Source organism: Cellulosimicrobium sp. TH-20 (assembly GCF_002105775.1).
GTDB classification, from domain to species: domain Bacteria; phylum Actinomycetota; class Actinomycetes; order Actinomycetales; family Cellulomonadaceae; genus Cellulosimicrobium; species Cellulosimicrobium funkei.
In genome coordinates, this window is sequence record NZ_CP020857.1 from 394,254 (window position 1) to 415,509 (window position 21,256).

A 21,256-nucleotide genomic window follows, 5' to 3' on the forward strand; every position below is an offset into this window, starting at 1 on the left:
GGTCCGGGGCGTGCAGGGCGGAGCGGGGGGAGAGCGTGCCGAGGCATAGGGGAAGGGTCCCCGCGCCGCCGGGGCAGCGCAACAGGCGAAGGTCCCGGTCCGGGGCCCCATGGGCACCGCTCCCCATCGAGCCCGCGACCCGTCTGTGGGTAAGGTCCGTGCGGAACCCCTCCCCGAACCACCGGAGCACTCATGCGTCCCGCCCGTACCGCCGCCCGCCTGACCGTCGCCGCCGCGCTCGCGCTCGGCCTCACCGCGTGCACCGTCGCGGTCGACGGCGGGGACGCCGCGAAGACGTCGGCCCCCGAGGAGACGACGACGGAGGAGTCCGCCCCCGCCGAGGACGCCGAGGAGACCGACGACGCGGCGGCGGAGACCGGCTCGGACGGCGAGCTCCCCGACTGGGCCAACCCCGTCGCGACGCCGGGCGAGCAGATCTCGACGTTCAACGTCGGCGACGTGCGCGTCGACGTCTACCAGGTGGGCGTCACCCAGGCCTCGAAGGACGGCCTGTTCGTCGACCCCGACACCAACCAGCCGCTCATCGCCGCGGGCGACGACATCGTCTTCATCAACTACGTCATCACGAACGAGGGCGACCCGATCGACCTCGGCTCGAGCCTCGTGAGCATCGACGAGCGCTACGACGACTGGCCGTACATGCAGGGCATGGACACGATCGTCGACGACGCGCTGTACGAGGCGCAGGGCGTGCACGACGACGCGATGCACAACCAGGCGTACCGCGAGCCGTCGGTGTACCCGTTCGCGACGGGCCAGTCGTACTCGTACGCCACGAACTTCCGCTACCAGCCCGGCTCGCCGATCACGTTCGACGCCGTGATCACGCCCGTGGACGCGGAGGGCGAGCTCCTGCACGACGAGCGCATCGAGGGCGAGGGCACCGGCACGATCTCCTGACGCCGCCCGCGCCTGCCGCGAGAGCCCCGGTCCCGACGGACCGGGGCTCTCGCGTGCTCAGCGCCGGGTCAGGTCCTCGTACTCCGGGTGCCGCTCGACGTACGCGCGGATGAAGGGGCACAGCGCGACGACGCGCTCGCCCGACTCCCGCACGCTGTCGAGCGCGCCCGCGGCGAGCGCGGACCCGACGCCGCGCCCCTCGAACGCGGGGTCGACCTCGGTGTGCGTGAAGATCACCGCGCCCGGCTCCCGCACGTAGGCGGCGAAGCCGGCGACGACGCCGTCGTCGGTGCGGGCCTCGAAGCGGTCGCCCTCGTCGGTGACGGTGACGGTGGGCGTGCGGGGTGCGGGGCTGTCGGTCATGCCGCCATCGTCGTCGGCCCGGCGCCCCCGGACAACCGCGGCGCCACGCCTGAGACGGCGGTCACGTCGGGCGTGGCGACGCGAATTCGCTACCGGCCGGACGGCTTCCGGGTGCGACACTGGGACGGTGGTCCAGGATTCCCCGTCGCGCGCTGACGACCCCGAGAACCCCGAGCACCGGCGGGACGACCTGACGACCGAGGGGACGACGTCGGGCACCGCGCCCGAGGCCCCCGTCCGGGCCTCCCGCAACCCCTACCGCGCCGTGCTCACGCTGCCCGGCGCGTGGCGGTTCTCCGCCGCGGCGCTCGTCGCGCGCCTGCCGATGTCGATGGTCGGCATCGGCACGATCCTCATGATCCAGGGCATCTACGGCGAGTACGCGCTCGCGGGACGCGTCGCGGCCGCGCTCGTCGTGGCGCAGGCGGTCGTGTCGCCGCAGATCGCGCGCCTCGTGGACCGCACGGGGCAGCGCGTCGTCATGCTGCCGCTGCTCGCCGCCGCGACGCTCGGGCTCGGCGGGCTCATCCTGTGCGCCGTGCTCCGCGCGCCCGAGTGGACGCTCTACGTGTTCGCCGCCGTCTCCGGCGCGACGCAGGGGTCGTACGGCTCGATGGTCCGCGCGCGCTGGACGCACGTCGTGCCCGACGCGCGGCGCCTGCACACCGCGTACTCGCTCGAGTCCGCGCTCGACGAGCTCGTGTTCGTCGTCGGGCCCGTGCTCGCGACCGTGCTCGCGACGAGCGTGTCGCCGTCGGCCGGTCTGGTCGTCCCCCTGGTCGCGGCCGTCGTGGGCGGGCTGTGGTTCCTGTCCCAGCGCGCGACCGAGCCGCCCGTCGTCGTGCCCGAGGCCGGGGTCAAGCAGCGCTCGGCCATGCGGTCGACGGGGATGGTCGTGCTCGCCGTGATCTTCGTGGCGATGGGCATCGTGTTCGGCGCGACCGACGTCTCGACCATCGCGTTCGCCGAGGAGGAGGGCCAGAAGGGCGCCGCCGGCGTCATCCTCGCCGTGTTCGCCCTGGGGTCGCTCATCTCCGGCCTCGTCTACGGCGCCCGCCACTGGGTGTCGCCGCTGTGGCGCCGGTTCGTCATCGGGATCGTCGCGCTCGCCGCGGGCGTCTCGCTGTTCTTCTTCGTCACGTCGATCCCCGTCCTCGCGGCGGTCATGTTCGTCACCGGGTTCGCCATCGCGCCGACGCTCATCAACGGCAACAACCTCGTGCAGAACCTCGTGGCCCCGACCCAGCTCACCGAGGGCCTCGCATGGGTCGGGACGTCGCTCGGCGTCGGGGTGTCGATCGGGTCGTCCGTCGCCGGGTCCCGCATCGACGCGGGCGGCGCGCACGCCGGGTTCGAGGTCGTCGTCGCGGCGGCCGCGCTCGCCGTCGTGCTGGTGCTCGTGGCCCTGCGGTCGCTGCGGCGCAGCGCCGACCGTGAGGACGTCACGGACGGCACGGCCGCCCACTGACGCGGGGCACGCCGCGCGACGGTCGACGTCGAGCCGCCCGAGGACGACGGACGGGACGCCTCGGGGTCAGATGATGCCGAGGTAGCTCTGCACGGCCCGCTCGAGCGCGTCCAGGTCGTCTCGAAGAAGGAAGTCGACCGGCTCCCCGACGACGTAGTCGGTGTCGATCACACGGAGCTGGTCGACCAGGAGCACGGTCTCCTGGCCGGCGATCTCGAGGACGGGCCGGAAGATCGCACGCTGCGCGCTCGTCGAGGTCGGCACGATCGTCGCGACGGACCACGGCATGTTCGTCGGGGACAGAACCACCCCGTGCCGCCGACCGCCCTGCTCGTGGCCCCGGGGGTCACCGAGGTCGACGCGGTAGACGGCGCCGCGGATCACCAGGCGTCCGGCTCGTCGTCGAGGTTCTCGTGGGCGAGACTCTCCGCATCGACGCGGGCCTGGTCGACCCACTTCTCGTGCGCGACCAGGTGCAGGCCTCGACGGACGGCATCGCTGGCGGTGACGCCTTCGTCGCGGAGGCGGTCGAGGATCCGGCGCTCCTCGGGGGTGGGTCGGAACGTGACGGAGTCGCGCTTCGTCGAGGCGCCCTCGCCCTTCTCGCCCCGCGGGGTCCCCCCGGCAGGCACGTTCTTCCCGCCCCGCGAGGTCGAGCCTCGGCGGGTCGTTCTCTCGTGCGTGGTGCTGCGGGTTGTCGTCGCCATGGTCACGACACTACGCCGCGTGTCCCACATTTGTCAGACACGACCCGGCGCGGCTGACGCCGCGCCCGAGAGGTGGGCCCGCTCGCCCTCCTGGTCGAAGATCGTGAGGATCTCGACCGGGCCGTCGTGCGCGCCGAACGAGTGCGGCACCATCGTCGAGAACTCCGCCGCCTGGCCCTCGTGGACGAGGATCCGGCGGTCCGCGAGGTAGACGACGGCCGTCCCCGACAGCACGGTGAACCACTCGTGCCCCGGGTGGACGCGCTGGTGCTCCGGCCCGACGGCGCGCTCGGGCGTGAGGCGCATCTTCGCGACCATCGTCCCGGTCCGCTCGCGCGACAGCAGCCACGTGGTCTCCCCCGGGCGGCGCTGCGGCTCGGGCCGGATCACGACGTCCTCGTCGTCGACGGGCTCGACGAGCTGGTCGAGGGTCGTGCCGAGCGCGCGGGCGATCGGCACGAGCTGGTCGAGCGCGATGCGCCGGTGCCCGGTCTCGATGCGGCTGAGCGTGGACGGGCTGAGGAAGCAGCGCGCGGCGAGCGCGTCGAGCGTCCATCCGCGCGCTAGCCGCAGCCCGCGGATGCGTTGCCGCACGACGGCGTCGAGATCCGGTTCTTGCGTCATGAGCAAGATCCTATGCTCAGCACGCATGGTCGTCCTACGGTGGAGTCATGGACCTCCCCGCCCCCGGGCGCCCCGCGCCCACCCCCGGCGACGCGCCCGGGCACGGCCACACTCACACCCACGGCCACGCCCAAGGCCCGCACGACGGCGCCGGGCTGGCCGAGCTGCTCGAGCTCGACGCGCTGGTCTTCGACGGTCTCCTCGACGAGGCCGTCGCGGTCGCCGTCGGGCACGCCCCGGCCCCGACGCGCGCCGTCGTCGACCTCGGCGCGGGGACCGGCACCGGCACCCGGGCGCTCGCGCGGGCGTTCCCCGACGCCGAGATCGTGGCGGTCGACGCGGACGCCGCGATGCTCGACCGTCTGCGCGCCCGGCTCGCCGGGACGGGTCTCGCAGACCGCGTGCGCACCGTCGCGGCCGACCTCGACGCCGGCTGGCCTCCGGTCGGCGTCGCGGACGTCGTGTGGGCGTCGGCCTCGCTGCACCACGTCGCCGACCCGGCGCGCGTCCTGCACGACGCCCGCGACGCGCTCGCCCCGGGCGGCCTGCTCATCGTCGTGGAGATGACCGCGACGTCGCCCGTCCTGCCCGACGGCGCGGACCACGCCGACCTCACCGCGCGCCTCGAGCGCGCCATGGCGCACGCCGGCTGGAACCGCTACCCCGACTGGACCCCGTACCTGACCGACGCCGGGCTGGAGGTGGTGGACCGGCGCGAGCCGACCGCCGTCGTGCCGCCGGGGCCGGACACGTCCCGCTGGGCGCACGCCACCGCGCTGCGCCAGCGCGAGCACTTGGCGGACCGGCTGGAGCCCGCCGACCTCGCCGCGCTCGACGCCGTGCTCGCGGCGACCGCGCCCGGCACGACCGACCACACCGTCCGCGCCCGGGGCGGCCGCGTCGTCTGGGCCGCCCGCCGCCCCCGCTGAGGAGAGTCATGGACACCACCACCGAGAAGAACGCCCCCTACGACGTCGCGATCGTCGGCGGCGGCCCCGCCGGGCTGAGCGCCGCGGTGACGCTCGCGCGGTCGCTGCGGTCCGTCGTCGTGCTCGACGCCGGCGAACCCCGCAACGCGCCCGCGGAGGGCGCGCACAACCTGCTCGGGCGCGAGGGCGTGCCGCCGCGCGAGCTGCTGGCCACGGGCCGCGCCGAGGCCGAGGGCTACGGCGCCGAGGTCCGCGACGCGCGCGTCGCCCGCGCCGAGGGCGACGCCGGGTCCGGCTTCACGCTCACGCTCGACGACGGCGGGACGGTCCGCGCGCGCCGCGTGCTGCTCGCGACCGGCCTGGTCGACGAGCTGCCCGACGTCCCCGGGGTCCGCGAGGGCTGGGGGTCGAGCGTGCTGCACTGCCCGTTCTGCCACGGGTGGGAGGTGCGGGGGCAGCGGATCGCGGTGCTCGCGACCGGGCCCGCCGCGGCCCACCAGGTGCTGCTGTTCCGCCAGCTCACCCCGCACGTCACGCTGTTCCAGCACACCGCCCCCGAGCCCGACGACGCCACGTGGGAGCAGCTCTCGGCGCTCGGCGTGCGCGTGGTCGAGGGGGAGGTCGCGCGGCTCGACGTCGACGGCCGGTCGGTGCGGGCGGTCGTGCTCGCCGACGGGACGTCGTTCCCCGTGGAAGCGGTCGTCGTCGGGCCGCGGTTCGTCGCGCGCGGCGAGCTGTTCGAGCAGCTCGGCGGGACCCTGGAAGACCACCCGGCGGGCCGGTTCGTGCCCGCCGACCCGCGCGGCGCGACCGCCGTGCCGGGCGTGTGGGCCGCGGGCAACTCGAGCGACCTCATGGCGCAGGTCGGCGCGTCGGCGGCGGCCGGGGTCATGGCCGGCGCGGGGATCCACGGGGAGCTCGCGCAGGCCGACGCGGCGGCGGCCGTCGCACGACGCCGGACGCCGTTCGCGGCGCACGCCGAGCCCGCGGTCTGAGGCGGCGGCCCGAGACACCGGGCCGGGCCCGCGGCCGGGAACGACCGCGGGCCCGGCCGCGCGGAGGGTGACGCACGAGACGCCCGCTCGCGCTGCGCGGCCGGGCGGCCCGTCGCACGATGGAGGACGACCCCAGCCCACCGTGGAGGTACGTCATGCCGTTCGGAATCGGTCGCTCCCCGCAGGACAAGCGCAACCGCACGGTCGCCGACCTGCTCGTCGCGCAGCTCATCGAGGCGGGGGTGCGCCGGATCTACGGCATCGTCGGCGACAGCCTCAACCCCGTGGTCGACGCCGTGCACCGGTCCAACGCGGGCGAGAACGCGGGCAAGGGGATCGAGTGGATCCACGTGCGCCACGAGGAGGCCGCCGCGTTCGCCGCGGCTGCCGAGGCCGAGGTCACGGGCAGCCTCGCGGTGTGCGCGGGGTCGTGCGGGCCGGGCAACCTCCACCTCATCAACGGCCTGTACGACGCCAACCGGTCGCGCGTGCCCGTGCTCGCCATCGCGAGCCACATCCCGAGCAAGCAGATCGGCACCGGGTTCTTCCAGGAGACCCACCCCGACCGCCTGTTCACCGAGTGCTCCGTCTACTCGGAGATGATCTCGAGCGCCGAGCAGGCACCGCGCGTCATCAACTCCGCGATCCACCACGCGTACGGCGCCCGCGGCGTCTCCGTCCTCACGCTCCCGGGCGACGTCGCCGACCTCGACGCCCCGGCCGCCGTGCCCGACGTCGCGTGCCGGCCCGCGCCCCCGCGCGTCGTCCCCGACGCGACCGCCGTCCAGCAGCTCGCGGACGCGATCGACGCCGCGAAGAAGGTCACGATCTTCGCCGGCGCGGGCGTGCGCGGCGCGCACGACGACGTGATCGCGCTCGCCGACAAGATCGCCGCGCCCGTGGGCCACTCGCTGCGCGGCAAGGAGTTCATCCAGTACGACAACCCGTTCGACGTCGGCATGTCCGGCCTCCTCGGCTACGGCGCCGCGTTCGACGCCATGCACGACTGCGACCTCCTCGTGCTGCTCGGCACCGACTTCCCGTACGACCAGTTCCTCCCGGAGTCGGTCCGTACGGCGCAGGTCGACGTCGACCCGACCCACCTCGGCCGGCGCACGCGCCTGGACCTCGCCGTCGTGGGCGACGTCGGCGAGACGGTGCGCGCGCTCCTGCCGCTCGTGAAGAAGGCGCGGTCGCGCAAGTTCCTCGACTCGATGGTGGCCAAGCACGAGAAGGCGATGACCGGCGTCGTCGGGGCGTACACGAAGAAGGTCGAGCGCACGACGCCGATCCACCCCGAGTTCGTCGCCGACACGCTCGACCAGGTCGCCGCCGACGACGCGGTGTTCACCGTCGACACGGGCATGTGCAACGTGTGGGCCGCGCGGTACATCACGCCCAACGGGAAGCGCCGCGTCATCGGGTCGTTCATCCACGGCTCGATGGCCAACGCGCTCCCCCACGCCATCGGCGCCGCGGCCGCCGGGCGCGAAGGGGGCCGCGAACGCCAGGTCGTCGCCATGGCCGGCGACGGCGGCCTCTCGATGCTGCTCGGCGAGCTCGTGACGCTCAAGCACTACGACCTGCCGGTCAAGGTCGTCCTGTTCGACAACGCGAGCCTCGGCATGGTGCGCCTCGAGATGCTCGTCGACGGCCTGCCGATGTTCGGCACCGAGTCGCCGCCCGTGGACTACGCCGCGGTCGCGAACGCGATCGGCATCCCGGCGGTGCGCGTCGAGAAGCCGAAGGACCTGCGCCGCGCCCTCCAGGAGGCGCTGAACCGGCCGGGACCGGCGCTCGTCGACGTCGTCACCGATCCCCGGGCGCTCTCGATCCCGCCGAACATCACCGCGGGCCAGGTCCGCGGGTTCGCGGTCGCGATGAGCAAGGAGGTCCTCGGCGGCGGCATGGGCGAGGTCGTCTCGATGGCCCGCGCCAACCTGCGCAACGTGCCCCGCCCGTGACCGACGAGCCCACCCTCGCCGACGTCCGCGACACCGCCCGGGAGGTCTTCGGCTACCGCGACCTGCGCCCCGGGCAGCGCGAGGCGATCACCGCGCTCCTCGACGGCCGCGACGTCCTGCTCGTGCTGCCCACGGGGGCCGGCAAGTCCGCGGTCTACCAGCTCCCCGGCCTCGAGCTGCCCGGGCCGACGCTCGTCGTCTCGCCGCTCATCGCGCTCCAGCAGGACCAGGTGCGCTCCCTCCTCGAGCTCGGCGACGACGACGCGCGGGCCGCCGCCGTGAGCTCGGCCGTGCCCGCGGCCGAGCGCCGCGCCGCGCTCGAGGCCGCCGCGGCGGGCGAGCTGGAGTTCCTCTTCCTCTCGCCCGAGCAGCTCGCCAACGAGGAGGTGCTCGACGCCGTCCGCGCGGCCCGGCCCAGCCTCGTCGCGGTCGACGAGGCGCACTGCGTCTCGACCTGGGGGCACGACTTCCGGCCCGAGTACCTCCGGGTGGGCGAGCGCCTCGACACGCTCGACCCGCGACCGCCCGTGCTCGCGCTCACCGCGACGGCGTCCCCGCCCGTGCGCGAGGACGTCGCCGAGCGCCTGCACCTGCACGACGCCGCGGTGATCGTCCGCGGGTTCGCCCGCCCGGGGATCGCGCTGGAGGTCGTGCGCACCGTCGAGGCGGCGGACAAGGACCGCGCGGTCGTCGAACGCGTCCGCGCGGAGACCGAGCACGGCGTCGGGATCGTCTACGTCGGCACGCGACGCCGCACGGCCGAGGTCTCCGACGCGCTCGCGGAGGCGGGCCTGCGCACCGCGGCCTACCACGGCGGGCTGCGGCGGGCCGAGCGCGACGAGGCCCAGCGGCGGTTCACGGACGACGAGGTGGACGTCGTGGTCGCGACGTCCGCGTTCGGCATGGGCATCGACAAGCCGGACGTGCGGTTCGTCGTCCACGCGGACGTCCCCGGTTCCCCGGACGCCTACTACCAGGAGGTCGGCCGCGCGGGCCGCGACGGCGAGCCCGCCGTCGCGGTGCTCTTCTACCGGCCGGAGGACCTGGGCCTCCAGCGCTACTTCGCGGTCGGCGTGCCCGACCGCGACGACCTCCGCGAGGTCGCGCGCGCCCTGGGCCGGGGCGGCCCGGCGTCGGGCACGTCGTCGTCAGGAGGGCGGGCCCGGCTGCCGCGGCGTCTCGCACGCCTGCGCGCGCTCGTGGAGGACGCGCGGGCGCTCGCCGGTGAGGACGCGCGCCCGGGTGCGGTGGCCGACGTCGCGCACGAGCTCGCGGAGGCCCGGCGCCGGGTCGACGACTCGCGCCTGCAGATGATGCGCGCGTACGCCGAGACCCCGCAGTGCCGCCGCCAGTTCCTGCTCGCCTACCTCGGCGAGGAGCTGCCCGAGCCGTGCGGGCGCTGCGACAGCTGCTGGGCCGGGACCGCGGAGGAGAGGGCCGCCGACGACGCGTCCGCGCCGTGGTCGACGGGCACGACGGTGCGTCACCCGGAGTTCGGCGAGGGGACCGTCATGGGCTACGAGGGCGACGACCGCGTGACGGTGCTCTTCGAGACCCACGGGTACCGGACCCTGAGCCTCGACGCGGTGACGGACCAGGGCCTGCTCACGGCGTCCTGACCCGCGGCCGGTGGTCGGCGCGGGCGCGCGTCCGGCGCCGCCTGCCCGGGCGGTAGCATCGCCGCGTGCTCACCAGGACGACGGTCACGGACGACCAGCTCGCGGCGCTCGTGGCGCCGCTCGGCGACGCGCTGCGGTCCGAGCCGCTGAGCGGCGGGATGTTCGCGAGCGTCTTCGCGGTCGACCTCGCCCCGCGGCCGGGCGCGACGCCCGACGACGTCCCGGGCCGCGTCGTCGTCAAGGTCACGGGCGCCGACACGTCCCGGCTCCTGCGCTACGAGCACGGCATCCTCGGCACCGAGGCGGCGGCCTACCGGGCGGCCCACGCCGCGGGCCTGCCCGTCCCGGGGGTGCTGCACGCCGACCTCACGCGCGAGCACGTGGACGGCGACGCGCTCGTCGTGACGTTCCTCGACGGGACCCTGTGGAGCGCGCGCGAGGACGACGCGGCGGAGTCCGCCGCCGTCCGCCGTGGGCTCGGGTCGTTCATGGCGCGGCTGCACCGGATCGCGGGCGACCGGTTCGGCTACCCGGCCCCCGCGTCGGGCCTCGCGGCCGCGACCTGGCCCGACGCGCTGGCCCACATGGTCGACGCCGTGCTCGACGACGCGCGCACGTGGGGGGTCGAGCTCCCGGAGGCCCGGGTGCGCGACGCCGTCGCCCGGCACCGCGAGGTTCTCGCCCGCGTCGAGGTCCCGCGGCTCGTGCACGCGGACCTGTGGCCGGGGAACGTGCTGCTCGCGCCGGACGCCCCGCGGATCGTCGGCGTGCTCGACGCCGAGCGGTCGCTCTGGGGCGACCCGCTGTTCGAGCTCGCGGGCGCCGACCAGCTCGGTGCCGGGCCCGTCGACGCGGACCTCCTCGCGGGCTACGCCGCCGAGGGCGGCGACCTGGCCCTCGGCGACGGCACGCCCGGCAGCGGCGACCCCGCCGCGTGGACGCGCCTGCGCCTGTACCGCACCTACCTGTCGTGCCTCCTCGCGGTCGAGGTGGTGCCGCGGGGCTACGAGGGCGACTGGGTCGAGGGGTACGCCGGCACGGCTCGCGCCAACCTGCTGCGGATGCTCGACGAGCTGGGCGTCTGAGACTCCCCCGTGGGGAGTCCTCCCCATGTGACGTACCCCCGGATCGCCCCACGGCACGGTCGGGTCACGGTAAGGTGTGCGTACGTTCACGACAACTCCACACGCCACTCCCGCGCCGTGGCCACCCGTCCGAGGGGACCTCGCATGATCGCGTTCATCGTCATCGGCATCGCCGGACTCGCCCTCCTGCTCCTCTCGCTGCTCGTCGGCGAGATCGTCGACCTGGGTGACGGCGCGGTGTCCGGGACGACGCTCGGCGTCGGTGGCGTGGTGTTCGGCGCCGTCGGCGTGATCGTGGCCTCCAACGACCTGCCGACCTGGCTCGCGTACGTCGGGTCCCTCGTCGTGGCGCTCGTCGTCATGGTCCTCGTCCAGCTGCTGGTCAAGAACCTGCGCGCGACGGAGGACGGCGTCCCCGTGTCCCTCGTGGGCGTCCAGGGCACCGCGACCACCGCGATCGACCCCGCGCGCGGCGAGGTCTCGCTCGACGCGGCGCACGAGCTCGAGCGCCGCCTCGCGTGGTCCGACGAACCGATCCCGGAGGGCGCGCGCGTCGTCGTGCTCGAGCAGTCCGGGAGCCGCGTACGCGTCCAGCGGCACTACCCCAACGACTGAGGTCCGACGGACCGACCACGACGCCCCGCGCGTCGTCCCGTGGGTGCCGCGCACCCGCACGACTGCCGCACGTCCTGACCTGCCCGCACCCACGGAAGGAGACGCGCCCCGGCGCGGACCATGTTCGACGACACGAACCTCATCACGACCCTGGCGATCGTCGCCCTGGTCATCGCGTTCTTCGCGGTGGTCATCTTCATCAGCAAGCGCATCCGCCGCGTCCCGCCGAACGAGGCCCTGGTCATCGTCGGCCGCGGCGCGGGCCGCAAGGAGGCCGGGGGCAGCGGGCAGAAGGTCGTCGTCGGCGGCCGCACGTTCGTCTGGCCGATCCTCCAGCAGGGCTTCTCCATCTCGCTCGAGCAGCGCCAGATCGGCATCACGGTCGAGGGCGTGGACAAGAACCGCATCAAGATCGCCATCAAGGCGTCGATCAACTTCAAGGTGCGTGGCGACGAGGAGGGCGTGCGCCGCGCGGCCCAGCGCTTCCTCTCCCAGCAGGGCACGCTCACCGAGATCATCAAGGAGTCGCTCGAGGGCTCGCTGCGCTCCATCGTCGGCGACATGACGATCGAGCAGATCATCTCCGACCGCAAGGGCCTGTCCGACCGCGTCGTCGAGTCCACGAAGGCCGACCTCTCGGAGCAGGGCCTCCAGGTCGACCTGCTCAACATCTCCGACATCTCGACGCCCGGGTCGGACTACCTCGCGAACCTCGGGCGCGCCGAGTCGGCTCGCGCCCGCCAGGTCGCCGAGGTCTCCGAGGCCGAGGCGCAGCGCGCCTCGGAGTTCGCCGTCATCGAGGCGGCCGAGCAGATCGCCGAGCGCCAGAAGGCCCTCGACCTCAAGCGCGCCGCGATCAAGGCCGACACCGACCGCGCCAACGCCGAGGCCGAGGCCGCGGGCCAGCTCGCGCGCGCCGAGCAGGACCGCCTCGTCGCGCAGCAGGAGCGCGAGGCGCTCGCCGAGCAGGCGCGCGTGACGCAGGAGCGCCTCGACATCGAGGTCCGCAAGCCCGCCGAGGCCAAGGCGTACGCGGAGGTCCAGGAGGCCAACGCGCGTCGTGACGCCGCGAACGCCGCCACCGAGGCCGACGCGTACAAGCGCACCGTCATCGCCGAGGCGAACAAGACCGCGGCCATCCAGGACGCCGAGGCGTCCGCGCAGGCCGTGCGTCGTGCCGGTGAGGCCGAGCGCGACCGCCAGGTCGCCCTCGCGGCCGGTATCCGGGCCGAGGGCGAGGCCCGCGCCGCGGCGATCGAGGCCGAGGGTCGCGCCGAGGCGGCGGCGACCGACGCCAAGGCCGACGCGCTGCAGAAGTACGGCGAGGCGGCGCTCGTCCAGGAGCTCATCGAGCGCCTGCCCGAGATCGTGCGGGCCGCGGCCGAGCCGATCGGCAACATCCAGGGCATGACCGTCGTCTCGACCGACGGCGCGTCCGCGCTCACGAAGAACGTCGCGTCCGTCCTGGGCGAGGGCCAGGGCGTCATCAAGCAGCTCACCGGCGTCGACATCAACCAGCTCATCGCCAACCTCGCGGGCACGCAGCTCGCGGGCTCGGGGGACGCGCCCACCAACGGCACGTCGCACTGACCCACCCCGCCGAGCATGCGGCCGTGGCCCGTCCGGACCTCCGGGCGGGCCACGGCCGTCTGGTCGGCGAGCTGGCCGGCAGAACCGGGGCCGGTCAGGCCCAGCCGAGGCGCCCGAACGCGTTGAGCGCGAGCAGCACGCCCAGCGCCCCGAGCACCCAGCCCGTCATGTCCGTCGCGTTCTTCGTGAGCCACCGGTCGAGACGGTGCAGCACCGGGTCGACCGCACGCGCCGCGACGAGCCGGCCGAGCAGCAGCAGGAGCGCGGGAGCGACCATGACGACGCAGTACGCGGCGAGGATCGCACCGTTCGCGGGCCAGCCGACGTCCGACGTCGTGACGATCCCGATCGCGGCGAGGTACGGCAGCATCGTCCCCACCTCGATGGCGACCGCCCCGAGGGCCAGCCCCATGAGCGGCAGCACCGACGAGCGCGTCCGCACCACCCCGGTCCCGACGGCGTCCGCCTCGATCCCGAGCGCGCGCTCGCGCCACCGAGAGAGCCGGCCCGGCCGCGGGGGCGACGACGGCGCGCCCGGCCCGGCAGTCTCGGCACCGGCACCGGTCCACGGGCTGGGCCCCACGGCGTCGGCCCGGCCGGCGCCGGGCGGGGTGGCACCGAACGGGGCAGCGTCGGACTGCGCGGCCTTGCGCGCCGCGCGCTTGCTGTCGAACCGGAAGCTCAGCGCGAAGAGCCCGATGCCCAGGAGCAGCTGCACGATCGCGGCGGCGCGTGTGTCGAGCGCGTCGCCGAACCGGTCGAGGAACGCGCCCGCGCCGAGCAGCACGACGATCCCGACGGCGAGGTAGAACCCCGCCACCGTGCCGAGGTACACGAGCACGCGCCCCGCACGTAGCCGCCCGGGCGCGAGCAGGAGCCACACGGGGATGAGCAGCGTGCCGAAGCTCGTGGAGTCGATGAGCGCCAGCACGACGAGCACGCCGGCCATCGCGGCCAGGCCGAGGCCCGGACCGCCGACGGCGTCGAGGTCGAGGGGGAGGTCCATGCCCCCGAGCCTCCCGTCCGGCGACCGGCGCGTCGTCCGGCGAACGACCGATCTGTGCTCCCCGTCGCGGGGCCGCGGAGACGGAAGAGGGGCGTGGTGCCGGGGGCGGGCGCGGGGGTCGTACACCGTTCGACGGATCCGTCGCCAGGCGGGCTGTGCTGGGATGGGGGCGTGAGCACGCACGACGACGGGACGCAGGACGCGCGCGCGGCCGCGCCCGGGCGCTCCGGGCGCTGGCGCGCGGCGGCCGGTTCCCTGCGCGGCGTGTGGCGCATAGAGGACCGGCGCAACGACCTGTTCTCCGCCGCGACGACGTTCGTCCTCGGTTGGGTGCTGCTCGAGGTCGGGCTCGTCGGCATCGTCCGCGCGTCGTTCGTCGTCGAGCCCCCACACGCCTGGTGGCGGGTCGCGCTGCTCGGCGTCGGGTGCCTCCTCATCCTCGTCAAGCGCGCGCACCCGATCCTCGCGCTCCTCGGCGGGGTCGTCGTGACCGCCGTCGACCTGCGGTGGGGCGGGAGCCTCGCCCTCATGCTCGTCCTCTGGGACCTGCTCTACGCCGCGGCGCTCTGGTCGCGGCCCCGGGCGCGCGCGTGGCTCTGGGGCGTCGCGGCGACGGTCGTGGCGGTGGGCGCCGTCGGGGCGGGCGAGGCCACGCGGGACGTGCGGGAGTTCGTGTACATGGGGCTCCAGCTCAGCGCGCTGCTCCTCGTGCCGATGTGGTGGGCCACCAACGTGCGCACCACGAGCGAGCTCGCCGAGGTCGCGAGCGAGCGCGCCGACCTCGCCGCGCGCGAGGCCGAGGCGTCGGCCCGCACGGCCGACCTGGAGCGCCAGCGCGCGAGCGACCTCGAGCGCATCGCGCAGCTCGACCGGCACGAGGCCGTCCGTGCGGAGCGGGCCGCGATGGCGCGCGACCTGCACGACGTCATCGCGTCGCACCTGTCGACCATCGCCATCCACTCCGGCGCCGCGCTCGCCCTCCCGCCCGACGCCGCGAAGGACCGCGCCGCGCTCGAGCAGGTGCGCGCGAGCGCCGTCGCGTCGCTCGACGAGATGCGGTCCATGATCCTGCTGCTGCGCACGGAAGGGCGGCGCGAGGACGGCGGTGCGTCCGACGCCGTCGTCGCCCCCGGCCGCCTCGCCGGCCTCGACACGCTCCTCGACGCCGCGCGCGCGACGACGACCGTCACGCTCCGCGACCCGGACGGCGTCGCCGGGTCGCCCCTGCCCGCGGCGGCGGACCAGGCGCTGTTCCGCATCGCGCAGGAGGCCATGACGAACGCGCTCAAGCACGCGCCGGGCGCCCCGGTCGTCGTCGAGCTCTCCCGGCACGGGGCGGCCGTCGTGCTGGAGGTGCGCGACGACGGCGCCCCCGGTTCCGGGCCCGTCGAGGCGCCGCTGAGCGCGGGCACCGGCCTGCTCACGATGCGCGAGCGCGCCGACGGGCTCGGTGGCACGTGCAGCGCCGGCCCGCTGCCCGCGGGCGGATGGTCCGTGCGCGCCGAGATCCCCGTGGCCGGGCTCCCGGTCGAGAGGCAGGACGCGTGACGCGACGACCGGTCCGGGTGCTCCTCGCCGACGACCACGCCGCCATCCGGGCGGGCCTGCGCCTGCTGCTCGACGCCGCGCCCGACGTCGAGGTGGTCGGCGAGGCCGCGGACGGCACCGCCGCCGTCACGAACGCCCGGGCGCTGCGGCCCGACGTCGTGCTCATGGACCTGCGCATGCCGGGCGTCGACGGCATCGAGGCGACGCGCGTGATCACCGGCGAGCACCTCGCCGAGGTGCTCGTGCTCACGACGTTCGACCTCGACGAGTACGTGGACGGGGCGCTGCGCGCCGGGGCCGCGGGGTTCCTCCTCAAGTCCGCCGAGCCCGCCGCGCTGATCGACGCCGTGCGACGCGTCGCCGACGGGGACGGCGTCCTCGCGCCCGAGGTCACCCGCCGGCTCCTCGCCGCGTTCGCGCGCGGTCCCGTGCCCGACGCCGGCCCCCCGCTCCACGCGGGATCGCGCCCGGGCGGCACGGACGGTCCCGCGGACCCCGCGGCGTCGGGCGGCGGGGGCGTCGTCGACGACCGGCCCGACCCGCGGCTCGCCGACCTCACGCCGCGCGAGGTCGACGTGCTCGCGGCGCTCGGCCGGGGCCTGTCCAACCAGGGCATCGCGACCGACCTCTACATCACCGAGGCCACGGCCAAGACGCACGTCTCACGCGTGCTCGCGAAGCTGGGCGTCGCGACCCGCATGCAGGCGGCGATCGTCGCGCGGGACTCCGGCCTCGCCTGACCGCCCCCTGCACCCGACCGCCGACCACGCGACCGAGGCCGAGGTCAGGCCGGGGCGAGGTCCGGGCTCTGCACGACAAGGGCGGCGTGCCGGGCGCCCGCGCGCATCGCCTCCTCGACGCCTGCCCCGCGCAGGTGCGCGTCGAGGAACCCGGCGAAGAAGCCGTCGCCGGCGCCGTTCGTGTCGACGACGTGCGGCACGGGCTGTGCCGGGACCTCGACGAAGCCGCCCTCCGGCGTGAGCGCGACCGCGCCGCGCGAGCCGTGCGTGCAGACCACCAGGCGCGCGCCCGCCGCGACCCGGGCGGCCATGAAGCCGCGCCAGTCGTCGAGCCGGTCCCCGCTGAGGAACACGTGCGTGCCCGCGTCGACCCAGGGCCGGTGGAACGCGGACTCCCCGTCGTAGTCGTGCAGGTCGACCCAGACGTCGCGACCGCGAACCACCGCGAGGTCGAGCACCGGGAGCGCGGGCACCGCGAGGTCGACGACGACGGCCCGCGCCGCGTCGAGCGCGGCGACCGTGGCGTCCCACGCCTCGCCCTGGGCCGGGACCTCGCCCGGTGCGCGCAGGTAGACCGAGACCCGGCCGCCGTCGTCGTCCATGAGGTTGAGGTGGCTCTCGGTGCGGCCGTCGGGCGACGGCTCCGCGAGCACCCGCACGCCCGCGCCCTCGAGCACGGACCGGACGCGCGCGCCGTCGTCGTCCGTCCCGAGCACGGTGCGCAGGAGCACCGACCGGCCGAGGCGCGCGAGGTTGAGCGCCTTGCCCGCGGACGTGCCGCCGACCGTGTGCCGGTGCGACCGCGCGAACACGGTGTGCGGCGTGGGGGCGGGCAGCTCGTCGAGCTGGACGAGGAGGTTCCACGACGCCGGCCCGGCCACGAGGACCTCGGCCTGCGGGGCCGCCATCAGTCCGTCACCGTGATGCCGAGGCTGTGGGCGAACGTCGCGGCCAGGCGGGCGAGCTGCATCGAGTCGATGGTCGATCCGCGCAGCGACTCGATGCCGCCGAGCTCGTCGATCTCGGCGCCACGCAGGTCCACGTGGGCGAGCGTGGCGCCCTGCACGTCGAGCCGGCGCACGCGCGTGCCCTCGAGCGCGACGCGCAGCGCGTCGGACGCGACGAGGTCGAGCTCCTCGATCGTGCAGTCGGTGAACACCACGTCGCGCAGCGACGCGCCCCGCAGGTTGACGAACCCGAGCTTGCAGCCGACGAACCGCACCCCGGCCCACGACGACTCGTAGAGCTCGGCGGACCCGAGGCGCGCGCCCCGCACCTCGACCTCGCGCCACCGGCCGCGCGTCCCGCGCACCACCGGGACGTCGAGGCGCCCCAGCACGACCTCCGTGAGCGTCACCGCGCCCAGGTCGGCCTCGTCGGCGCGCACCTGGTCGAGCCGCGTGGAGAACACGGTCGCGCCGTGCAGGTCGAGCCGGTCGAGACGGAGGTCCGTGATCTCGAACCCCTCGAGGTCGGCCTCCGCCTCGAGGTCGTAGGCGTCACCGGGCTGGAGGTCGTCCAGGACGACCGGGTCGATCGCAGGTGGTTCGGTCGTCGGCTTCTTCGGGGGCACGCCCCGAGCCTAGGCCGGGCCGCCCACGCGGCGAGGAGCGGCTCAGGGCTCCGGGTGCAGGGCGTCGTAGCGCCAGAACCGGCGCTGGGCCCGCACGACGAGCCACAGCACGACGACGCACGCGACACCGCCCGCGACGGCGGCCCACGCCTCCCCCACCCAGGTGGCCTGCGCGCCGAGCACGAGCTCGCCGAGGCGGGGCCCGCCCGCGACGACGACGATGAACACGCCCTGGAGACGGCCGCGCATGTCGTCGGGCGTCGCGGTCTGGAGGATCGTCTGGCGGAACACCGCGCTCACGGCGTCGGACGCGCCCGCAAGCGCCAGCGCGACGCTCGCCGCGACGACGCCGCCCACGAGGACGGTCGTCGGGGTCGTCGCGCCCACGCCGAGGAGCACGACGCCGAACAGCCCGATCGACAGCCCGTAGGCCGTGATCGCCCACACGATGACGCGGCCCTGCCACCGCACGCGCGACAGGCCGCCGGAGAACACGCCCGCGAGCACCGCCCCGACGGCGAACGCCGCGGTGAGGACGCCCGTCGTCGCCTCGCCGCCCCGAGGAACACGACGCCGGCGGCGGGCAGGAGCACGCGCGGCGAGGCGAGCACCATCGCGGCGAGGTCGACGAGGAACGTCGTGCGGACGTTGGGCTGGGTCGCGAGGTACCGCAGGCCGTCGACGACGGACCGCCACCCCACGACGCGGCGCCGACGCCCTGCGGGGGCGGCGGCTACGGCCGGGGCGCCGGGCCCGGCGGGCAGCGGCGGGATGTCGGGGAGCCGCCACACGGCCCACAGCGCGGCCGTGAACAGGACGGCGTCGATCGTGTACGCGACCTGGTAGCCCCACAGCGCGACGAGGAACGCGCCCCCCAGGGGACCGACGGTGAGCGCGACGTTCCACGCGATCGTCTGGAGCGCGTTCGCCGCGGGCAGGAGCCGCGGCTCGACGAGGCGAGGGATGATCGCGGAGCGCGCGGGGTTGTTGATCGCGAACGCGGCGGACTGCGCCGCGACGAGCGCGTAGAGCACGCCGACGGAGTTCAGGTGCAGCCACGCCTGGACGGCGATGAGGGCGGTGACCACCCACAGCGCCGTCGAGGCCGCGAGCGCGACCTTGCGGCGGTCGTACGCGTCGACGAGCGCGCCGCCGTAGAGCCCGAGCACCACGAGCGGCACGAGCGCGCAGAGGCCGAGCACGCCGACCGCGAGCGACGAGCCCGTGAGCGCGTACACCTGCAGGCCGACGGCGACGACCGTGAGCTGCGAGCCGAGGTTGGAGATCCCGAGCCCCCACCACAGGCGGCGGAACGGCGGGGAGATGCGCAGCGGGGTCGTGTCGGCGAGAAGACCGTTGACTCGAGCCACGACCGCCGAGCCTACGTCAGCCGGCCGGCCGCGCGGGCAGACCGGGCGCGCGACCGCCCCGGGCGTCGACGGTGGCATCCTGGGCGATCCCTGCGAGCTCCCGGAGAAAGGTGGAACCCGTGGCACCCTCCGCTGCGTCTAGCAGTCGTGAGGAACCGACGTCGGCCGAGGTGCCGACCGCAGCAGGGGGGCGGTCGGCGATGACGGACGTCGCGACCGAGCGGTGGGGCGGCGCGCCCGAGGTGCAGGTCGTGCGCGTCGGCCTGACCGCCGAGGAGCGCTTCACCGAGTTCGCCCGGACGAGCTCCGCCGACCTGTACCGGTACGCGTACCTGCTGTGCGGGGACGCCCACCGGGCGCACGACCTGGTGCAGCTCGCGCTCGAGCGCACGTTCCGCGCGTGGACGCGCGTGGGCGACGGGCAGCCGTTCGCCTACGCGCGGCGCGTCGTGATGACGGCTCGCATCGACTCGTGGCGGCGCACCCGGAGGGAGGTCTCCGTGGAGCACGACACGCTCGTGGGTCTCGAGGTCCCGGCGACGGGCGACTCGTCCGGGATCGAGGACCGGGACCGGGTCGTGCGGGCCCTGCTCGCCCTCCCCGTCAAGCAGCGGCGGGTCGTCCTGCTGCGCTACGTCCTCGACCGGTCCGAGGCCGAGACCGCCGCGGAGCTCGGGATCGCGGTCGGCACCGTGAAGTCGACCGGGTCCCGGGCCCTGGCCCGCCTGCGCACCCTGATCGCACCCGAGCACGGGACGGAGACCGAGCGATGAGCACGAGGCCGGAACGCAGGACCCCGGACGACGAGGACCTCGTGGAGCGGGTGCGCGCCGCGCAGACCGCCGTCGAGGTGCCGCCCACGCTGGACCCGGACGCTCTGGCGCACCGCGCGGTCCGGCGCGTGCGGGCACGACGGCGCGTGGTCGCCGCGAGCGGGTCGGCCGTCGCCGTGGCGGCGCTGGTCGCGGTCGCGGCGATCCTCCCCGGGGCACTGTCCCGCGGGTCGGCGCCGGCGCCCGCCCTCGCGGCGGCCCCCGCGCGGACCACCGCACCGGCGTCGGAGGGACCGGCCCCCGCTCCCGCGGCGCCGCCGCAGGAGCCCGCACGCTACCTGCCGGTGGGCGACGGCGAGCTTCCGGCGCTGCCGGGTGTCGAGCACGGCGTCGTCGGCACGCACCACGGGGACTACACCGTGCAGGGCGGGCTCACGTACACGCTGCCCCCCGGGGGGTGGGAGGTCGAGGGCGAGGCGTTCGGCGAGCCCGCGTCGGTCCGCTGGAAGGGCCCGGAGCACTGGGCCCTCCAGGGGTCGGAGATCCCCGCGGACGCGGTCCCGCCGCCCATGGTCGACTCCGGCGCCACGGTGAGCATCGACGTCGATCCCGGGGCCGCGTCGTGGGTGGTGCCGGCCCGGGACTCCGGGGCCTGGACGGTCGAGGTCCCCGGCTCGGACTTCGTCGTGGTGACGCGGGGCCCGTCCGACGACCCGGACCTCGCCCGCTGGGAGGCCCGGGTCCGGTACGGGGGAACGGGCTGGACGATCCGCCTCGACTTCACGGACGACGCCGTGGGCGACGAGCTCGCCCGCAACTTCCTCGGCAACCTGTGGTTCGAGGCCGAGGGCGCGCCGGAGTGGTTCAGCCCGACGTACACGTACCCGGAGATCGGCCCGCTCACCACGGGCACGCCCGCCGGGTGGCAGACGGCCACGACGGGCACCCTCTCCTACGCCGTGCCGCCGGGATGGACCGTCGCCGACGTCGAGGGCAACTACGGTCCCGGGGTGGAGTGGACGGGCCCGTTCGCCACGAACCCCGGGCCCATCCAGGACGGCTCGTCCCCCGACGTGCACTGGAACATGTTCGTGCAGCGAGGCGGCTCCGGGGCGCGCGCGTTCGACTACTCCGGCGAGGGGTGGCACGGGCAGCGGATCGAGGTCCCGGGCGCCGACTTCGCCGAGCTGCTCCTGTCCCAGGGGCCGTTCTGGGCGGACGACGGGATGTCGGAGCTCAGCGCGGACGTCCGGGTCCACGGCGCGGACGGCGGAGAGAACCTCATGCTGATGATCTCGCTGCCCGGTGACGACGCGGGGCTCGAGACGCTGCGCGGGATCCTCGGCTCGCTACGGTTCTGACGCTC

Annotated in this window: 20 protein-coding genes and 1 pseudogene; 13 read left to right on the forward strand and 8 right to left on the reverse strand. The window is 75.3% G+C overall.

Annotated elements, in window-relative coordinates:
* Positions 1-192: 192 nt before the first annotated feature.
* Positions 193-921, forward strand: coding sequence for a hypothetical protein (locus B8281_RS01750; RefSeq protein ID WP_085386713.1), 729 nt, complete (start codon positions 193-195; stop codon positions 919-921).
* 57 nt (positions 922-978) lie between these two features.
* Here the strand turns inward: B8281_RS01750 and B8281_RS01755 are convergent, their stop codons facing one another.
* On the reverse strand, positions 979-1,284 hold the full coding sequence (locus B8281_RS01755; RefSeq protein ID WP_061266992.1) for a GNAT family N-acetyltransferase: 306 nt from the start codon (positions 1,282-1,284) through the stop codon (positions 979-981).
* 127 nt (positions 1,285-1,411) lie between these two features.
* Here B8281_RS01755 and B8281_RS01760 point away from each other — a divergent pair, with 127 nt between their 5' ends.
* Positions 1,412-2,752 (forward strand): MFS transporter, encoded by a 1,341-nt coding sequence (locus B8281_RS01760; protein ID WP_369824926.1) that lies wholly within the window; start codon positions 1,412-1,414, stop codon positions 2,750-2,752.
* A gap of 66 nt (positions 2,753-2,818) precedes the next feature.
* On the opposite strand, the gene B8281_RS01765 is transcribed toward B8281_RS01760, so the two are convergent.
* From B8281_RS01765 to B8281_RS01775, 3 genes are read right to left on the reverse strand one after another with little or no spacing between them, the layout of a single operon-like run.
* Positions 2,819-3,136, reverse strand: coding sequence for a type II toxin-antitoxin system PemK/MazF family toxin (locus B8281_RS01765; RefSeq protein WP_157446516.1), 318 nt, complete (start codon positions 3,134-3,136; stop codon positions 2,819-2,821).
* Positions 3,133-3,459 carry a hypothetical protein gene (locus B8281_RS01770; RefSeq protein ID WP_232322640.1) on the reverse strand — a complete coding sequence of 109 codons (327 nt, stop codon included), beginning with the start codon at positions 3,457-3,459 and terminating at the stop codon, positions 3,133-3,135. Before B8281_RS01770 ends, B8281_RS01765 begins: the two co-directional genes overlap by 4 nt.
* 33 nt (positions 3,460-3,492) lie before the next feature.
* Positions 3,493-4,083: a helix-turn-helix domain-containing protein gene (locus B8281_RS01775; RefSeq protein WP_034655013.1), complete on the reverse strand. Its 591-nt coding sequence runs from the start codon at positions 4,081-4,083 to the stop codon at positions 3,493-3,495.
* 47 nt (positions 4,084-4,130) lie between these two features.
* Here B8281_RS01775 and B8281_RS01780 point away from each other — a divergent pair, with 47 nt between their 5' ends.
* The 7 genes from B8281_RS01780 to B8281_RS01810 all read left to right on the forward strand — a co-directional run bounded on the left by B8281_RS01780 (position 4,131) and on the right by B8281_RS01810 (position 12,880).
* Positions 4,131-5,012 (forward strand): trans-aconitate 2-methyltransferase, encoded by an 882-nt coding sequence (locus tag B8281_RS01780; RefSeq protein ID WP_085386715.1) that lies wholly within the window; start codon positions 4,131-4,133, stop codon positions 5,010-5,012.
* An 8-nt stretch (positions 5,013-5,020) separates the two neighbouring features.
* On the forward strand, positions 5,021-6,007 hold the full coding sequence (locus B8281_RS01785; RefSeq protein WP_085386716.1) for an NAD(P)/FAD-dependent oxidoreductase: 987 nt from the start codon (positions 5,021-5,023) through the stop codon (positions 6,005-6,007).
* 155 nt (positions 6,008-6,162) lie between these two features.
* Positions 6,163-7,971, forward strand: coding sequence for a pyruvate dehydrogenase (locus tag B8281_RS01790; protein WP_085386717.1), 1,809 nt, complete (start codon positions 6,163-6,165; stop codon positions 7,969-7,971).
* Positions 7,968-9,590, forward strand: coding sequence for an ATP-dependent DNA helicase RecQ (locus tag B8281_RS01795; protein WP_085386718.1), 1,623 nt, complete (start codon positions 7,968-7,970; stop codon positions 9,588-9,590). The genes B8281_RS01790 and B8281_RS01795 overlap by 4 nt, the downstream gene beginning before the upstream one ends.
* 65 nt (positions 9,591-9,655) lie before the next feature.
* Positions 9,656-10,675: a phosphotransferase family protein gene (locus B8281_RS01800; protein WP_157446517.1), complete on the forward strand. Its 1,020-nt coding sequence runs from the start codon at positions 9,656-9,658 to the stop codon at positions 10,673-10,675.
* Between the two features lie 144 nt (positions 10,676-10,819).
* Positions 10,820-11,290 carry an NfeD family protein gene (locus tag B8281_RS01805; protein WP_034652748.1) on the forward strand — a complete coding sequence of 157 codons (471 nt, stop codon included), beginning with the start codon at positions 10,820-10,822 and terminating at the stop codon, positions 11,288-11,290.
* Between the two features lie 120 nt (positions 11,291-11,410).
* Entirely contained in the window at positions 11,411-12,880 is a 1,470-nt protein-coding gene (locus B8281_RS01810) for a flotillin family protein (protein WP_034652746.1), read from the forward strand.
* Between the two features lie 94 nt (positions 12,881-12,974).
* On the opposite strand, the gene B8281_RS01815 is transcribed toward B8281_RS01810, so the two are convergent.
* Entirely contained in the window at positions 12,975-13,886 is a 912-nt protein-coding gene (locus tag B8281_RS01815; RefSeq protein ID WP_085386719.1) for a GAP family protein, read from the reverse strand.
* 171 nt (positions 13,887-14,057) lie between these two features.
* On the opposite strand from B8281_RS01815, the gene B8281_RS01820 reads away from it, so the two are divergent.
* Together B8281_RS01820 and B8281_RS01825 are read left to right on the forward strand one after the other, a co-directional pair.
* A complete protein-coding gene (locus B8281_RS01820) occupies positions 14,058-15,434 on the forward strand; it encodes a sensor histidine kinase (protein ID WP_085386720.1) in 1,377 nt (458 codons plus the stop codon).
* The gene (locus tag B8281_RS01825) at positions 15,431-16,174 is read left to right on the forward strand and encodes a response regulator transcription factor (RefSeq protein WP_232322641.1); all 744 of its coding nucleotides are present in this window, start codon (positions 15,431-15,433) and stop codon (positions 16,172-16,174) included. The genes B8281_RS01820 and B8281_RS01825 overlap by 4 nt, the downstream gene beginning before the upstream one ends.
* A 44-nt stretch (positions 16,175-16,218) precedes the next feature.
* Here B8281_RS01825 and B8281_RS01830 read toward each other — a convergent pair whose 3' ends face one another.
* The 3 genes and pseudogenes from B8281_RS01830 to B8281_RS01840 form a co-directional block, all read right to left on the reverse strand.
* Positions 16,219-17,082 (reverse strand): carbohydrate kinase family protein, encoded by an 864-nt coding sequence (locus B8281_RS01830; protein ID WP_085386721.1) that lies wholly within the window; start codon positions 17,080-17,082, stop codon positions 16,219-16,221.
* Positions 17,082-17,747, reverse strand: a complete 666-nt coding sequence (locus tag B8281_RS01835) for a pentapeptide repeat-containing protein (protein ID WP_085386722.1) — start codon at positions 17,745-17,747, stop codon at positions 17,082-17,084. The genes B8281_RS01830 and B8281_RS01835 overlap by 1 nt, the downstream gene beginning before the upstream one ends.
* 42 nt (positions 17,748-17,789) lie before the next feature.
* Positions 17,790-19,117 (reverse strand): annotated as a pseudogene (locus tag B8281_RS01840) (MFS transporter).
* Positions 19,118-19,317: 200 nt separating this feature from the next.
* Between B8281_RS01840 and B8281_RS01845 the strand changes: the two are divergent.
* Positions 19,318-19,890 carry a SigE family RNA polymerase sigma factor gene (locus B8281_RS01845; protein ID WP_085386723.1) on the forward strand — a complete coding sequence of 191 codons (573 nt, stop codon included), beginning with the start codon at positions 19,318-19,320 and terminating at the stop codon, positions 19,888-19,890.
* Positions 19,887-21,251, forward strand: coding sequence for a hypothetical protein (locus tag B8281_RS01850; RefSeq protein ID WP_157446518.1), 1,365 nt, complete (start codon positions 19,887-19,889; stop codon positions 21,249-21,251). Before B8281_RS01845 ends, B8281_RS01850 begins: the two co-directional genes overlap by 4 nt.
* The last annotated feature ends 5 nt before the right edge of the window (positions 21,252-21,256 follow it).

Bases quoted from the DNA above. Each gene is read 5' to 3' on its own strand.
- B8281_RS01845 (WP_085386723.1), top strand. From the start codon at position 19,318: ATGACGGACGTCGCGACCGAGCGGTGGGGCGGCGCGCCCGAGGTGCAG.
- B8281_RS01850 (WP_157446518.1), top strand. From the start codon at position 19,887: ATGAGCACGAGGCCGGAACGCAGGACCCCGGACGACGAGGACCTCGTG.
- B8281_RS01780 (WP_085386715.1), top strand. From the start codon at position 4,131: ATGGACCTCCCCGCCCCCGGGCGCCCCGCGCCCACCCCCGGCGACGCG.
- B8281_RS01775 (WP_034655013.1), bottom strand. From the start codon at position 4,083: ATGACGCAAGAACCGGATCTCGACGCCGTCGTGCGGCAACGCATCCGC.
- B8281_RS01770 (WP_232322640.1), bottom strand. From the start codon at position 3,459: ATGGCGACGACAACCCGCAGCACCACGCACGAGAGAACGACCCGCCGA.
- B8281_RS01810 (WP_034652746.1), top strand. From the start codon at position 11,411: ATGTTCGACGACACGAACCTCATCACGACCCTGGCGATCGTCGCCCTG.
- B8281_RS01790 (WP_085386717.1), top strand. From the start codon at position 6,163: ATGCCGTTCGGAATCGGTCGCTCCCCGCAGGACAAGCGCAACCGCACG.
- B8281_RS01815 (WP_085386719.1), bottom strand. From the start codon at position 13,886: ATGGACCTCCCCCTCGACCTCGACGCCGTCGGCGGTCCGGGCCTCGGC.
- B8281_RS01805 (WP_034652748.1), top strand. From the start codon at position 10,820: ATGATCGCGTTCATCGTCATCGGCATCGCCGGACTCGCCCTCCTGCTC.
- B8281_RS01785 (WP_085386716.1), top strand. From the start codon at position 5,021: ATGGACACCACCACCGAGAAGAACGCCCCCTACGACGTCGCGATCGTC.
- B8281_RS01755 (WP_061266992.1), bottom strand. From the start codon at position 1,284: ATGACCGACAGCCCCGCACCCCGCACGCCCACCGTCACCGTCACCGAC.
- B8281_RS01830 (WP_085386721.1), bottom strand. From the start codon at position 17,082: ATGGCGGCCCCGCAGGCCGAGGTCCTCGTGGCCGGGCCGGCGTCGTGG.
- B8281_RS01750 (WP_085386713.1), top strand. From the start codon at position 193: ATGCGTCCCGCCCGTACCGCCGCCCGCCTGACCGTCGCCGCCGCGCTC.